We start from the raw sequence: 13,326 nt of genomic DNA on the forward strand, positions 1-13,326 counted from the left end.
TGTTATTTATTAGCTTAATTTTAACATTATATAGTAATTCTTTAATTTTAAAAGATAACAAGAGTTACTTCAAAAGTCTACTGTATCACTCTTTTTAGCAATATGTTTTAAATACAACTAGGAGGATATTATGAAAGAATTCTGGTCTTATGATTTGGATGATATATTAAAACGATTAAAAACGAATAAATTCGGATTATCAAGTAAAGAAGCAGAAGAAAGAATTGATAAATATGGACAAAATATTTTTGAAGAAAAGAACTCATCTTCAAATTTAAGCATATTCATAAATCAATTCAAAAACCCTATAATTATGATATTAATTTTTGCAGCAATATTATCTATGTTTTTAAAAGATTATTCTGATGGTATTATTATTCTAATCATTATTATAATTTCTGCATTTTTGAGTTATAGTCATGAAAGTAAAGCTAATAATGCAGTAAAAAAACTTCTTTCTTCTGTAAGCGTAAAATCTTCTGTTTTAAGAGATGGAAAATTTGAAGAAATAGACAATGCAATGTTGACAATAGGGGATATAATAAATATAAAAACTGGTGATATGATTCCAGCTGACTGTCTACTTATAGAAGAAAATTCACTTTCAATGGATGAATCAAGTTTAACTGGCGAAACTTTTCCCGTTGAAAAAATTATACAAAAGTTACCTTGCAATACGGGACTTTCTGAAAGAAAAAATTCACTTTGGATGGGGACTCATGTCATAAGCGGATCAGGTATGGCAGTAATAGTAAATCTAGCCAAAGATTCAGAGTTTGGAAAAATTACTTTATCTTTGAATAAAAAAGATTCTGATACAGACTTTGAAAAAGGCATAAGAGATTTTGGTAACTTGATACTTCATGTTACAACTTTATTAATTGGTATTATATTCTTATTTAATATAATTCTGAATAAATCTTTTTTAGAATCTTTTATGTTTGCATTAGCTCTTTCAGTAGGATTAACTCCTCAAATGCTACCTGCTATTATAAGCGTAAACTTATCACAAGGTGCTAAGAGAATGTCAGAACAAGGTGTTATAGTAAAGAAATTAAATGCAATTGAAAACTTCGGTTCAATGACTGTAATGTGTTCTGATAAAACAGGAACTATCACTCAAGGAAGAGTAAAGCTTGATTCTGCTTTAGATTGTAATGGTGAAAAATCAGATAATGTAAGCAAATTAGCATCCATAAATTCATATTTTCAAGAAGGATATACGAATCCTATTGACCAATCTATTTTAGAAGCAAATAAAAATGATTTTTCTAAATATGAAAAAATATTTGAAATACCTTACTCTTTTGAAAGTAAGCTTTTAAGTATAGTTGTAAAAACTGAGCTAGATTTTGATGGTAGAAATATAATGGTTACAAAAGGAGCATTAACAAGCATACTGAATATATGCAAAACTTATGAAAAATCAGATAAGAGTAGTGGAGATATTGAAGAAGTTAGGACACATATATTAGATTTATTTGATAAATATTCAAGTCAAGGTTATAGAATTTTAGGTGTTGCTTATAAATTTATAGAAGATGATATAGAAATTAAAAATCAAAGAGCAGAAGATATGGTATTTGTAGGTCTATTACTATTTATGGATCCATTAAAAGACGATATAAAAGATGTTGTTGCCGAAATGAATAGATTGGGAGTTTCTCTAAAAATGATTACTGGAGATAACAGTCTTATAGCTAAAAATATAGGTAGTCAAATTGGACTTAATCCTGAAAAGATTTTATTAGGAGAAGAACTGGATTCATATTCTATAAGTCAGCTTAACAAGAAAGTTTTAGATATAGATATTTTTGCTGAAATAAGTCCTAATCAAAAAGAAAAAATAATTATGGCATATAAACAGGCAGGAGAAATAGTAGGATATATGGGAGATGGTATTAATGATTCTCCTGCCATAAAGCAAGCAGACGTTGGAGTATCTGTAAATACCGCTGCTGATACAGCTAAAGATGCAGCTTCTATAGTACTATTACAAAATAGTTTAAAGGTGTTGGTATCAGGCATAAGTGAAGGTAGAAGGACATTTATTAATACTTTAAAATATATATTTGTAGCCACAAGTGCAAATTTTGGTAATATGTTTTCAATGGCAGGAGCAAGTTTGTTTTTGAGTTTTTTACCTTTATTGCCTAAGCAAATTCTTTTGACAAATCTACTAACAGATTTTCCTTCACTACAAATTGCTTCAGATTCTGTAGATGAAGATTGGTTAAAGAGTCCTGTTAAATGGGATACAAAGTTTATAAAGAAGTTTATGATTCTTTTTGGAATTATTTCTTCAGTGTTTGACTATATAACTTTTGCACTATTACTCTTTACTTTTAAGGCCGATGAAAGATTATTTCATACTGGATGGTTATTAGAGTCTATTATTTCTGCTATGGTGGTAATGCTTATTGTTAGAACAGCAAGGCCGGTTTTTGCCAGTAAGCCAAGCAATAAATTGTTGATTGCTATAAGTGGAGTAGCTGTGGTTTTGTTTGTGATTGTATATAGTCCAATAAGTTCATATTTAGGATTAATAGCTCTACCTATTAAGGTATTGATATCTTTACTTGGCGTTTCATTACTATACGCATTAACAGCTGAGATATTAAAAAAATTTTTCTATAAATATAATTCATTTTCTAGAAAATAATGGAGAGTTTTTCTCCATTATTTTTTTGATTAAGTAATATTAATTTCGTGATATAATAGTATTAAACTATTTTAGATATAAAGTCAGTAGTTAAAAATTGTATAGAGGGTGATGTGATGGAAATTAAATATATAAAGGATAATTTTGTTCCTATTTTTATAGAGCTTTTATTTGTAGTATCATGTTTTATTGTAGAAAAACAATTTTATATTTATACAAATTTTTGCTTTTATTTGTTATTAGCTATCTATTTCTACATAAGAAAAGATTTATCTATAAAAGAGTGGTATAATGCTATCAAGAGTGGCAAAAAATTTTTTATACAAGTAATTTTCACAGTAGTATTAATTTCTATTGCATTTTACTTTACTATTATTTTAGAAAATATATTTCCTAATATTAATAAAGGTATGATTTTATTGAGAGCTGATAATTGGTTAAAACTAATATTATTCTCTTTTTCAACAATTATTTTTCCACCAATTATTGAGGAAACATTTTTTAGAAAAAATTTAATTTCTTTTAAAAATAATAAGATATTAATAATAACATCTCTATTATCTATGTTCTTATATGCTTTAGAACATTCTTTAACGTGGTGGGGAATTTTCTTATGTATGATTTGGGCATTTCCATTTAGTATTTCATATATAAAAACAAGAAATATTTATGTACCAATGACAGCTCATTTAATATGTAATTTAATCATAAATGGTGTTCTAATTATAGATTTAATAAAATATCTTATAAAATAAAATGTTTTGTTAAGGTTTGCATTTTTAATAAAATAGTGTATAATTAATTTATAATATAATATAAGGAGAGGGTTATGGACTTTAAAGAAAAACTTAAAAAATACTCTGAAACAATTATTAAAGTTGGAACAAATGTACAAAAAGGTCAACTAGTTGTTATTAGAGCAAATATTGAAGCAAAAGAGCTCGTTCGTTCTTTAACAGAAGAAGCTTATAAAGCTGGAGCTGGAGATGTTAATGTTGTTTGGAGAGATGACATTATTACAAGACGTAAATTTGAATATGCAAGTATTGAAACGCTTTCTGAGGTAAAACAATGGGCAGTAGATCAATATACGGATTATATTGACAGTAATGCTGTTTTTATTTCTGTAGTAGGCGATGATCCAAATAAATTTGATGGATTAGATATTGAGAAAATTAAAGCAAATAGTGTTGCAAACTCTAAGGCTATGAAATACTTTTCAACTTCTCTTATGGCAGATAAAAATTCTTGGTGTGTTGTGGGAGCACCTACTCCAGCTTGGGCAAAAGTTGTTTTTCCTAATCTTTCAGAAGGAGATGCAGTTGAAAAACTTTGGGATTTGATTTTCTATACTTCAAGAATAGGAGAAGGAGATTCAATTAAAGATTGGGAAGAACATATTAGTGAATTAAGTAGAAGAGCAAAATATTTAAATGAAAAACAATTCAAATATTTAAAATATTCTAGTAAAAAAGGTACTAATTTAACAATAGAACTACCAAAGAACCACGTTTGGAATGCGGCTGGTAGTGGATATAATGCTAAAGGTGTTAGTTTTACAGCTAATATGCCTACTGAAGAAGTATTTACTCTCCCACATAAAGATGGAATAAACGGTGTTGTTTATAGTACAAAGGCGTTAAATTATAATGGAAACATAATAGATGAATTTAAGTTAGAATTTGAAAATGGAAAAGTTATTAATTATGAGGCAAAAAAAGGTTATGAAGTATTAAAATCTTTATTAGAAACAGATGAAGGCGCTTTATCTTTAGGAGAAGTTGCTTTGGTTCCTTTTGACTCACCTATTTCAAATACAAATACAATGTTTTTTGAAACTCTATATGATGAAAATGCATCTTGTCATTTAGCATTAGGTAGAGCTTATCCTACTTGTTTAAAGGATGGAGAAAAGATGACTGAAGAAGAACTAAAAGAAAGAGGTGCTAACGATAGTTTAGTTCATGTCGATTTTATGGTTGGAGATGAAACATTAAACATAATTGGAATAACAGAATCTGGAGAAGAAATTCCTGTATTTACTAACGGAAATTGGTCAAATTAAAAAATTGCAGGATTTTTTCTGCAATTTTTTTATTGTGAAACAACAAGGTTCCCAGGAACCCACCCGATGCAAAATATCGTGGAAGGGTGGTGTGGGCTTATTAAAATATTATTTATTTAGGAGGATTAGTTTTATGAATAATGTAAAGAAAAAGGCTTTTACATTGATTGAACTTTTAGTTGTTATAGCAATACTTGCTATCCTTATTTTAATAGCTGTTCCTAGATATAACAATTCAAGAGTTAAGGCTGATAAGACTGCTCATTCAGCAAATGTTAAGGTTTTAGAAGTGGCTGGACTTAGGTATTTAACAGAGGAAAAAGTAGAATCTGATAGAGATATTACTGAAGAATTGGTAAATAAAAAATACATAAAAGAAATTCCTAAATTGCCAAAGTCTATAAAGGGAACAGCTTATAAAGTAGAAATAAAAAATGGAGATGTAGTAGTAACACCACCTGTAGAGAAAGATGATTAAAAGAAAGTCATTTACGCTTATAGAATTGGTAGTTTGTTTAGCTATAATATCTGTAATGGTAATTGTTGTTAGAGTAAATTTTGTAAATAATAAAAAAACAATTGCCAATGAGGAATTATACTTAATAGCAGAAAGTATAGAAAATGCAAAAGTCTTTTCTATAGAAAATAATAAAATTGTTAAATTGAAATCAGATTCAACAAAAGAAACATTTGAAATATCATCAGGAGAATTTGTATTTAAAAAAATTTATTGTAAACATTTAAATATCTTAAATGATATTGAATTAGAAATTAACACTAACGGTATTCCAAGTGTGGGAAAGACTTTTAAGTTCTCATATGATAAACAAAATTTTGAAATTAGGATTAGACCTGTAACAGGATTTGTTAATGTGATAAAAAATGAAAAATAATTATTTAAAAAATAAAGCATTTACATTAGTTGAATGTATTTTTGCGGTTTTTGTTCTATCTATAATAAGTCTGTATATATTATCAGGAATTAATAATTTTTTACAAATTCAAAAAGCTAATATTAAGGAAATTGATGAATTATCAGAAATTGAAACTACTATTGTACTTATAAAGAGCAATATCAAAAATAATAAATCTATCTTAGAGAATGTCAATTCAGAAAAATTTGAAGTTAAAGTTTCTGATTTTGGAGAACTTTATAATATAAAGATTTATCAAAAAGATAATGTGGAGAAGATATATGAATTTTATGTATCAAAATAATAGAAGATCATTTACATTATTAGAACTTCTGATAACAATAGTAGTTTCAAGTATAATTATTATATGTTGTATTCATATTTTTTATGGTACTTATTTTTTAAACTTAAATCAAAGAAAAAATTATTCGAAATTAGAACAAATTAATTACGCAATGAATTATATAGAAAAAGAAATTTCTGATTCATTAGAGACTAAAGTAACTTCAGATGAAATAGAGCTGAAAAGATATAGATATAATTCTTTTTTGAGTGAAAATAATAGACATACGGTTTCTAAAATAAATAAAATTACATATAAAATAATAAAATATGGTAGTAAGTACGAAATACGTAGAATATCTAAAGACATTTTAAATTCTACATACTATGGAAGTAATTTGTTGATAAATGATTTAGATTTTTTTTTAGTGGAAAGAATTGATAATTACTTAGTTATAAAAGTCTCATTTAATGGTAAAGAATATTCAAAATATATCTTTTTAAAAAATTCAAAATTTAATTACTTGTCAGGAGGAAATTGATATGAAACGTAAGTCGTATATTATGCCGGTTGTTTTGTTGATATTTTCTTTAGTATTAGTTGTATTTTTTTCAATATATTATAGAACTATTTTTACTCACAATCATAAGATTTCGAAAGAAAATTTAATTTCTAAAAAAATAAATGAAATTAGTTTAGAGGAAATTTTAAATACTAAAGCTACTTTAAATTTCGTTAATAGTAAATTAAATAATAGGGAAAATTTTAATGTAAAAATAAATTTTAAAGATTTATTAAATGTGAATAATATTACAAATTTTCAGAATAATTTTGATACCTATGAAATAACATTAGCAAGTAAACGTATAAAGAAAAATCTGAATTTTTACGATAAGAGTAATAAATCAAAAAAATATAATGTAAGTCAATACGAAATTTTTTTTGAAGTAAAAAATTATAATGAATTAATTGAATATAAATTTGTAGATAAAAATAGAATAGAGAATTATATATTTGATGAACAAGTAAAAAATTATATTGACGAAAATACTAAATTGTTAAATAATGATTTTTACTTTGATTTAAATAAAGATTATTCTAAATTATATAATAGAATATTTACTCAGGAGATACAAAATACTTATACTGATGATTTAAGAATATATGATTATAAAGATAAAATTTATTTTGTGTATAATGAGCAGTATAAAAAATTGTTAAGAAGTTATTTGGATTTAAAGCAGGTTACTGTTGATAATTTAGATATAAATTTATGTGATATAGATGATTTTAAAAATTGTTCAAGAGATGATTTTATAAACTTGTTTTTAGTAGAAAGTTCTGATTTTATAAAGGATTATAAGTACAGCATTATAAATATAGACGTTAAAAATAAATTATATCTTGATTTTAATAAAAATGTTGATATTTATAGTAATGTTAAAATTAATAGTACAAGTGAAATAATAGTAACCAATAAGATACCCAAAGTACAAGGAGTAATAGTTAATAATTCCGAGAATAAAAAATTTGATTTTTATATTGAAGGAGTCTTATTCTCAAAGTATAAAATAAAAAGTGATTATAAATTTTTACCTGAAATACTAGATGTAACAGCTAGATTTATAAAAATAAGCGATGATTATTACGTGGAAAAAATGGAAAAAAATGATATTAAGTAGTTTGCTTAAATACAATAAATTTGTTATACTATAACTGTTAAAATTGTATATTTGGAGGATTATTTAATGGAAATTAAAATTATAAATAGAAGTAAAAATGAAAATCCATCTTATGCTACGGATGGCTCTTCAGGTTTTGATTTAAGAGCGAATTTAGATGAAGATTTGATTATAAAACCTATGCAAAGAATTGCAGTTCCTACTGGAATATATATAGAAATTCCATTAGGATACGAAGGCCAAATTAGGGCTAGAAGTGGGATGAGTTTAAAACATGGTATTACAATGGCTAATGGTGTTGGCACAATAGATAGCGACTATAGAGGAGAGTTAAAAGTTCTTATAGTTAATATATCTAATCAAGATTATGTTATAAAAAATAATGATAGAATAGCTCAAATGATTATTACTAAATATGAACGTGTTGACTTTAAACTAGTAGAAGAACTATCTGATACTGATAGAAATAATGGCGGATTTGGACATACTGGTTATTAGTAGGAGAAAAGATGGAGAAAAAGAGGAAAACAAGATCAAAAACAAAAAAAATAAATTATAGTAAAGAAGATAAAGTTTTTAAAAATACTGTTTTAGTATTATTTTTGTTAAATTCTTTTTTTATTATTTTTTCTTTTTTTGCTAATACAGGGTTTTTAGGAAATATTATAAAAAATATTTTTCAGGGCTTATTTGGTGGCACATATTTTCTATTTTTATTTTTAATGGAAATGATATATGTTGTTATACTATTAGGGAAATTAAATAAAAAAAATAGAAATATAAGTTTTTTAGGATTATTGTTATTATCTAATTATATGGCAATTGTTGATTTAGCAAATAATTCTTCCACAAATTTCTCGGTTAAAATGTCTGTGGCAAAAAATACTGTACCGAAAGGTAGTGGATATATAGGAGCCATTTTTGGCTTCATTTATAATGCTATGATTGGAACAATAGGTCTATATATATTTACTTTTATAATAGGGTTATTTTTAATATTATCTTTTTTGGATATCAGTTTTATTGATTTTTTAAAAATCGTTAAAAATTATAATTTAAAGTTGATAGAAAAAATTAAAGAAAAGTATTCAAACTATAAAGAAAAAAGAGATATAAAGAAAATTAGTCATAATAATGAAGTTTTAGAAATTGTTGAAAATGTTGATAATGAAGAAGATAATGAAATTATAGTTTTAGATCATAATGATAATATTAACAATAATACAGAAACAAAAATTGATGAAATTGAAAAAGATGAATTGTTAGATAGTTTTAATTTATTTCCCAATGACGATATAGAGAATAATAAAGAAAAAATAAAAAATTCTCAAAATGGCTCTAATAATTTAGACATAGCTATATCTAATTTTGAGGTAAAAAAAGTCGAATATAAAATACCACCTTTAAGTTTATTAAGAGGAAGTAAAACAAAAGAAACAGAATCAGAACAAACGTTAAAACAAAGAGCCAAAAAAATTGAAGCAACATTAAAAAGTTTTGGTGTTGGTGCAAAAGTTGTAAGGATTAATAAAGGTCCAACAGTAACTTGTTTTGAATTACAACCAGATATGGGTGTTAAAGTTAATAAAATTGTAAATTTATCTGATGATTTATCATTGGCATTAGCATCTCCAGACATTAGAATTGAAGCTCCTATTCCGGGTAAGTCAGTTATAGGAATTGAAGTTGCTAATACTCTTAAAGAGAATGTATCCTTAAAAGAAATATTATCTTCTAAAGAATATCAAGAATGTGATTCGAAAATGCCTATGGCTTTAGGAAAAACTATATCGGGTGAAATAATTGTTTCTTCAATTGATAAAATGCCTCATATGTTAATTGCAGGAGCAACGGGATCTGGAAAATCGGTTTGTATTAATACTTTAATAATGAGTATTATATATAAATCTTCTCCAGAAGATGTAAAAATGATTTTAATTGATCCAAAAGTAGTAGAACTTAAAATATATAATAAAATTCCACATCTTGCAATTCCAGTTGTTACTGATTCCAAAAAAGCAAGTGCTGCTTTGAATTGGGCAGTAAGAGAAATGGAAAGACGTTATAGTTTGTTTTCTGATAATCAAGTAAGAGATATCAAAGGATATAACGAAAAGCAGAAAAGTAATCAATTGGAAAAACTACCTTATTTAGTTATAGTTATAGATGAGCTATCTGATTTAATGATGGTAAGTGCTAATGAAGTTGAATCTTACATATGTAGACTTGCACAAATGGCTAGAGCATGTGGAATTCATTTGATTGTTGCTACCCAAAGACCTTCTGTAGATGTAATTACAGGAACAATAAAAGCAAATATTCCATCAAGAATTTCATTTCAAGTTTCTTCACAAATTGATTCAAGAACTATTTTAGACTCTTCTGGTGCTGAAACTTTATTAGGAAAGGGAGATATGTTGTTTAATCCTTCTGGACTTTCAAAGCCTATTAGAATACAAGGATGTTTTGTTTCCGATAGCGAAGTTGAGGCTGTTGTTAATAATATTAAGGAACAGACTCATGAAGTTTGTTATGATGAGGAAATTATTAAGAATATTGAATCAGAAATGTCTAATTTGGATAATAACGAAGATGAAGATGTTGATGACTTATTCTATGATGCTGTTAGAATTGTTTTAGAAGAAAATACAGCATCAATATCATTGTTGCAACGAAAAATGAAAATTGGTTATGCTAGAGCTGGTCGAATTATTGATGAAATGGAAAGCAGAATGATAGTAGGAAGACAGGAAGGTAGCAAGCCAAGAAAAATTTTAGTTGGTTTTGATTATTTAGACAAAATGAGAGGGGATAATGATGAATATAGCAAATAAATTGACTTTATTTAGAATATTATTAGTACCTATTTTTATTATTAGTTTATTGTTTTTAGGAATAAATAATATCCTGGCTTTTCTTATCTTTACAGTTGCATCTTTAACCGATATGTTAGATGGATACTTAGCTAGAAGCAGAAATTTGGTAACTACTTTTGGTAAATTTATGGATCCTCTAGCTGATAAGATACTAGCATGTTCTGCACTTGTTATGCTTGTGCAATTTGGAAAAGTTGAGGCATGGATGGTTTGTATTGTTTTAGCAAGAGAGTTTATAATTTCTGGATTTAGATTAGTAGCTGCATCTAATGGAGTTGTTATATCAGCTAGCATTTATGGAAAAATAAAAACTATAACTCAACTATTTGCAATTAGTTTTATTCTTTTGAATTCTACAGATATAATTAAGATTCCTTTGAATATTGATATTATATTGTGGTATATATCTGTTATATTTACAATTATATCTGCAGTTGATTATATCTGGAAAAATTTGGAAGTATTAGATTTAAATAATATATAATATAGGAGGAAGCAATGGCAGTAAAGAAAACTGATAAATTTGAAAGAATTGAAGATAAAGATGAAAGAAAAAAAGCGCTATCTATTGCACTTGAAAAAATTGAAAAAGATTTTGGAAAAGGTATAATAATGAGAATGGGTGATGCTCCAAAGATAAATATAGAATCAATAAGTACTGGAGCGATGAACTTAGATATCGCTTTGGGAATAGGTGGAATTCCTAAGGGAAGAATTGTTGAAATTTATGGTCCTGAATCTTCAGGTAAAACTACGTTAACATTACACATTATTGCTGAATCACAAAAAACAGGTGGAGTAGCAGCCTTTATAGATGCAGAACATGCACTAGATCCAGAATATGCACGAAAATTAGGAGTTGATGTTGATAATTTGCTTATATCTCAACCAGATACTGGTGAACAAGCATTGGCTATCGTTGAAGCATTGGTTAGAAGCTCAGGAATTGATTTAGTAATAGTAGATTCGGTTGCTGCACTTGTTCCTCGAGCAGAAATAGAAGGAAATATGGGTGATTCTCATATGGGATTACATGCTAGACTTATGAGTCAAGCATTGAGAAAGTTAGCTGGAATAATTTCTAAATCTAATACAACAGTTGTATTTATTAACCAATTAAGATCTAACATTTCAACTAATCCTTATGCTGGCGGTGGGCCAGCTGAAACTACTACAGGAGGTAGAGCATTAAAATTCTATGCAAGTGTTAGAATTGATATTAGGCGCGCAGAACAATTGAAACAAGGAGATGGTGAACCATTTGGTGCAAAAACTAAAGTAAAAGTTGTTAAAAATAAAATGGCACCTCCTTTTAAAACTTGTGAATTTGATATTATTTTTGGAGAAGGAATATCAAAACTTGGAATTATAGTAGATATGGCTGCTGATAAAAATATTATAAAAAAATCTGGGGCTTGGTATAGTTGTGGTGATATTAAACTTGGTCAAGGAAAAGAGAAAGCAAAAGTATATTTGGAAGAACATCCTGCATTTTTAGAAGAAATAAAGGAAAAAATATATGAATCTTATGGAATTGAATATGAAAAGAAAGATGTTCCAGAAGAAATTGAAACAACAAATTTAGTTGATGATGAAATTGAAGATTCAGAAGAATTGTTGTTAGACGATTTAATAATTGAATAAAAATCATTCTAAAGATGAGATTAGTTTCTCATCTTTTTTATATAAGTATAAAAGCAAGATGATTTTTATCTATTATTATGATATAATAAATCTAGTTTAATATAAAGATTACAATTTTTATTATAGTATATCATTTAGCTTATGGAGGTTTTTATGAAAATTAAATTATTAAAAAATAGTTTTATAAATATTTCTAATAATCTATACGATTCTGATTTTATAAATTTAGCAAAAATAAATGATAGTAAAATTTGTTTTGATAATGATACTTTATTCTTATCTAAACGTAGCAAAGATAAGTTAAATTCTCAAATAATAGAAAGAAATAATGAATGCATTTATGTTTTTAAATATTATGATTCTTATGGAATTCTTGCAGATTTACCTATTGAAGAATATGTTTCTGAGAAAATAAAGTGTCATGAATTAGTTTTACCAGATGTAATTCAGGGGATGATTTCAAATTATCATATATATAATTCGGAAACCGCTCCAGTTTTTATTGTTCATAAAGAAGAGATTGATTATGAAAAAATAATTTCTGATAAAAAGTATAAAAAAGATTATCATTTTGATAATATTGATTTGTATGTTTTTTTTGATGATGAAGCTAAAAAAATTTTAAAAAATTTTTTATTTATTGAACAAATGTATGTAGCGGATGGTCATCATAGACTGTATGCATCTTCCATGTTAAAAAATAAAAATAGTGTTTTTTCATGCTTTCTAAGTTTTTCACAAGTAACAATATCTCCTATACACAGAATGATTAAAGATATTGATGCTACTTCTTTTGATAAGGCTAAGATATTTATGGATAATTTTTTAGAAGTCTTTGATGATGGAGAATTGAAAAAGGGATATGTTAGAATAACATATCAAGGAGATTCTTTTCTAGTAAAGTTAAAAGATACTGAGAATGATTTATTTTGGAATAATGATGTATATAGAATGAATACTCAAATAATTTCTACAGCTTTTAGAATTTTAAATTTTTCAAACGTTAAGTATATTGGAGATACTGAAATTTTATTTGCTAAGAAAAATCTTAATAAAAATGATGTTTTAATAGAACTTTGTCCTCTTGACCCTGAGGAATTTATGGAATTGGCTAATGAGGTTTGTATATTACCACCAAAATCTACATTTTTTATTCCAAAATTTCCATCATTTTTAGTTTTTAAAAAGTATAAATAGGAG

13 protein-coding genes are annotated in these 13,326 nt (G+C 26.2%); all 13 read left to right on the forward strand.

What is annotated here, in order from left to right; all coding sequences use genetic code 11:
• The first annotated feature begins 130 nt into the window (after positions 1–130).
• The 13 genes from mgtA (at position 131) to VJI77_RS00330 (ending at position 13,323) form a co-directional block, all read left to right on the forward strand.
• Entirely contained in the window at positions 131–2,662 is a 2,532-nt protein-coding gene (gene mgtA, locus VJI77_RS00270) for a magnesium-translocating P-type ATPase (protein ID WP_323987846.1), read from the forward strand.
• 116 nt (positions 2,663–2,778) lie between these two features.
• Positions 2,779–3,417 carry a CPBP family intramembrane glutamic endopeptidase gene (locus VJI77_RS00275; protein ID WP_323987847.1) on the forward strand — a complete coding sequence of 213 codons (639 nt, stop codon included), beginning with the start codon at positions 2,779–2,781 and terminating at the stop codon, positions 3,415–3,417.
• 74 nt (positions 3,418–3,491) lie between these two features.
• Positions 3,492–4,727 carry an aminopeptidase gene (locus tag VJI77_RS00280; RefSeq protein ID WP_323987848.1) on the forward strand — a complete coding sequence of 412 codons (1,236 nt, stop codon included), beginning with the start codon at positions 3,492–3,494 and terminating at the stop codon, positions 4,725–4,727.
• 133 nt (positions 4,728–4,860) lie between these two features.
• Positions 4,861–5,205 (forward strand): prepilin-type N-terminal cleavage/methylation domain-containing protein, encoded by a 345-nt coding sequence (locus VJI77_RS00285; RefSeq protein WP_009354265.1) that lies wholly within the window; start codon positions 4,861–4,863, stop codon positions 5,203–5,205.
• Entirely contained in the window at positions 5,198–5,620 is a 423-nt protein-coding gene (locus VJI77_RS00290; protein ID WP_323987849.1) for a type II secretion system protein, read from the forward strand. The genes VJI77_RS00285 and VJI77_RS00290 overlap by 8 nt, the downstream gene beginning before the upstream one ends.
• Positions 5,610–5,945 (forward strand): PulJ/GspJ family protein, encoded by a 336-nt coding sequence (locus tag VJI77_RS00295; RefSeq protein WP_009372689.1) that lies wholly within the window; start codon positions 5,610–5,612, stop codon positions 5,943–5,945. Before VJI77_RS00290 ends, VJI77_RS00295 begins: the two co-directional genes overlap by 11 nt.
• The gene (locus VJI77_RS00300) at positions 5,923–6,465 is read left to right on the forward strand and encodes a prepilin-type N-terminal cleavage/methylation domain-containing protein (RefSeq protein WP_293439708.1); all 543 of its coding nucleotides are present in this window, start codon (positions 5,923–5,925) and stop codon (positions 6,463–6,465) included. The genes VJI77_RS00295 and VJI77_RS00300 overlap by 23 nt, the downstream gene beginning before the upstream one ends.
• A 1-nt stretch (position 6,466) precedes the next feature.
• Entirely contained in the window at positions 6,467–7,606 is a 1,140-nt protein-coding gene (locus tag VJI77_RS00305; RefSeq protein WP_323987850.1) for a hypothetical protein, read from the forward strand.
• A gap of 66 nt (positions 7,607–7,672) precedes the next feature.
• Entirely contained in the window at positions 7,673–8,104 is a 432-nt protein-coding gene (dut, locus tag VJI77_RS00310; RefSeq protein ID WP_293439712.1) for a dUTP diphosphatase, read from the forward strand.
• An 11-nt stretch (positions 8,105–8,115) separates the two neighbouring features.
• Positions 8,116–10,440 (forward strand): DNA translocase FtsK, encoded by a 2,325-nt coding sequence (locus tag VJI77_RS00315; RefSeq protein ID WP_323987851.1) that lies wholly within the window; start codon positions 8,116–8,118, stop codon positions 10,438–10,440.
• Positions 10,424–10,966 carry a CDP-diacylglycerol--glycerol-3-phosphate 3-phosphatidyltransferase gene (gene pgsA / locus VJI77_RS00320; protein ID WP_323987852.1) on the forward strand — a complete coding sequence of 181 codons (543 nt, stop codon included), beginning with the start codon at positions 10,424–10,426 and terminating at the stop codon, positions 10,964–10,966. The genes VJI77_RS00315 and pgsA overlap by 17 nt, the downstream gene beginning before the upstream one ends.
• Before the next feature lie 14 nt (positions 10,967–10,980).
• Positions 10,981–12,126, forward strand: coding sequence for a recombinase RecA (gene recA / locus VJI77_RS00325; protein ID WP_323987853.1), 1,146 nt, complete (start codon positions 10,981–10,983; stop codon positions 12,124–12,126).
• Positions 12,127–12,279: 153 nt separating this feature from the next.
• Entirely contained in the window at positions 12,280–13,323 is a 1,044-nt protein-coding gene (locus VJI77_RS00330; RefSeq protein ID WP_323987854.1) for a DUF1015 family protein, read from the forward strand.
• Positions 13,324–13,326 lie beyond the last annotated feature (3 nt).

Origin of the sequence: Parvimonas sp. D2, assembly GCF_035282635.1 — a bacterium.
Classification (GTDB): Bacteria; Bacillota; Clostridia; order Tissierellales; family Peptoniphilaceae; genus Parvimonas.

Bases quoted from the DNA above. Each gene is read 5' to 3' on its own strand.
- mgtA (WP_323987846.1), top strand. From the start codon at position 131: ATGAAAGAATTCTGGTCTTATGATTTGGATGATATATTAAAACGATTA.
- VJI77_RS00275 (WP_323987847.1), top strand. From the start codon at position 2,779: ATGGAAATTAAATATATAAAGGATAATTTTGTTCCTATTTTTATAGAG.
- VJI77_RS00280 (WP_323987848.1), top strand. From the start codon at position 3,492: ATGGACTTTAAAGAAAAACTTAAAAAATACTCTGAAACAATTATTAAA.
- VJI77_RS00285 (WP_009354265.1), top strand. From the start codon at position 4,861: ATGAATAATGTAAAGAAAAAGGCTTTTACATTGATTGAACTTTTAGTT.
- VJI77_RS00290 (WP_323987849.1), top strand. From the start codon at position 5,198: ATGATTAAAAGAAAGTCATTTACGCTTATAGAATTGGTAGTTTGTTTA.
- VJI77_RS00295 (WP_009372689.1), top strand. From the start codon at position 5,610: ATGAAAAATAATTATTTAAAAAATAAAGCATTTACATTAGTTGAATGT.
- VJI77_RS00300 (WP_293439708.1), top strand. From the start codon at position 5,923: ATGAATTTTATGTATCAAAATAATAGAAGATCATTTACATTATTAGAA.
- VJI77_RS00305 (WP_323987850.1), top strand. From the start codon at position 6,467: ATGAAACGTAAGTCGTATATTATGCCGGTTGTTTTGTTGATATTTTCT.
- dut (WP_293439712.1), top strand. From the start codon at position 7,673: ATGGAAATTAAAATTATAAATAGAAGTAAAAATGAAAATCCATCTTAT.
- VJI77_RS00315 (WP_323987851.1), top strand. From the start codon at position 8,116: ATGGAGAAAAAGAGGAAAACAAGATCAAAAACAAAAAAAATAAATTAT.
- pgsA (WP_323987852.1), top strand. From the start codon at position 10,424: ATGAATATAGCAAATAAATTGACTTTATTTAGAATATTATTAGTACCT.
- recA (WP_323987853.1), top strand. From the start codon at position 10,981: ATGGCAGTAAAGAAAACTGATAAATTTGAAAGAATTGAAGATAAAGAT.
- VJI77_RS00330 (WP_323987854.1), top strand. From the start codon at position 12,280: ATGAAAATTAAATTATTAAAAAATAGTTTTATAAATATTTCTAATAAT.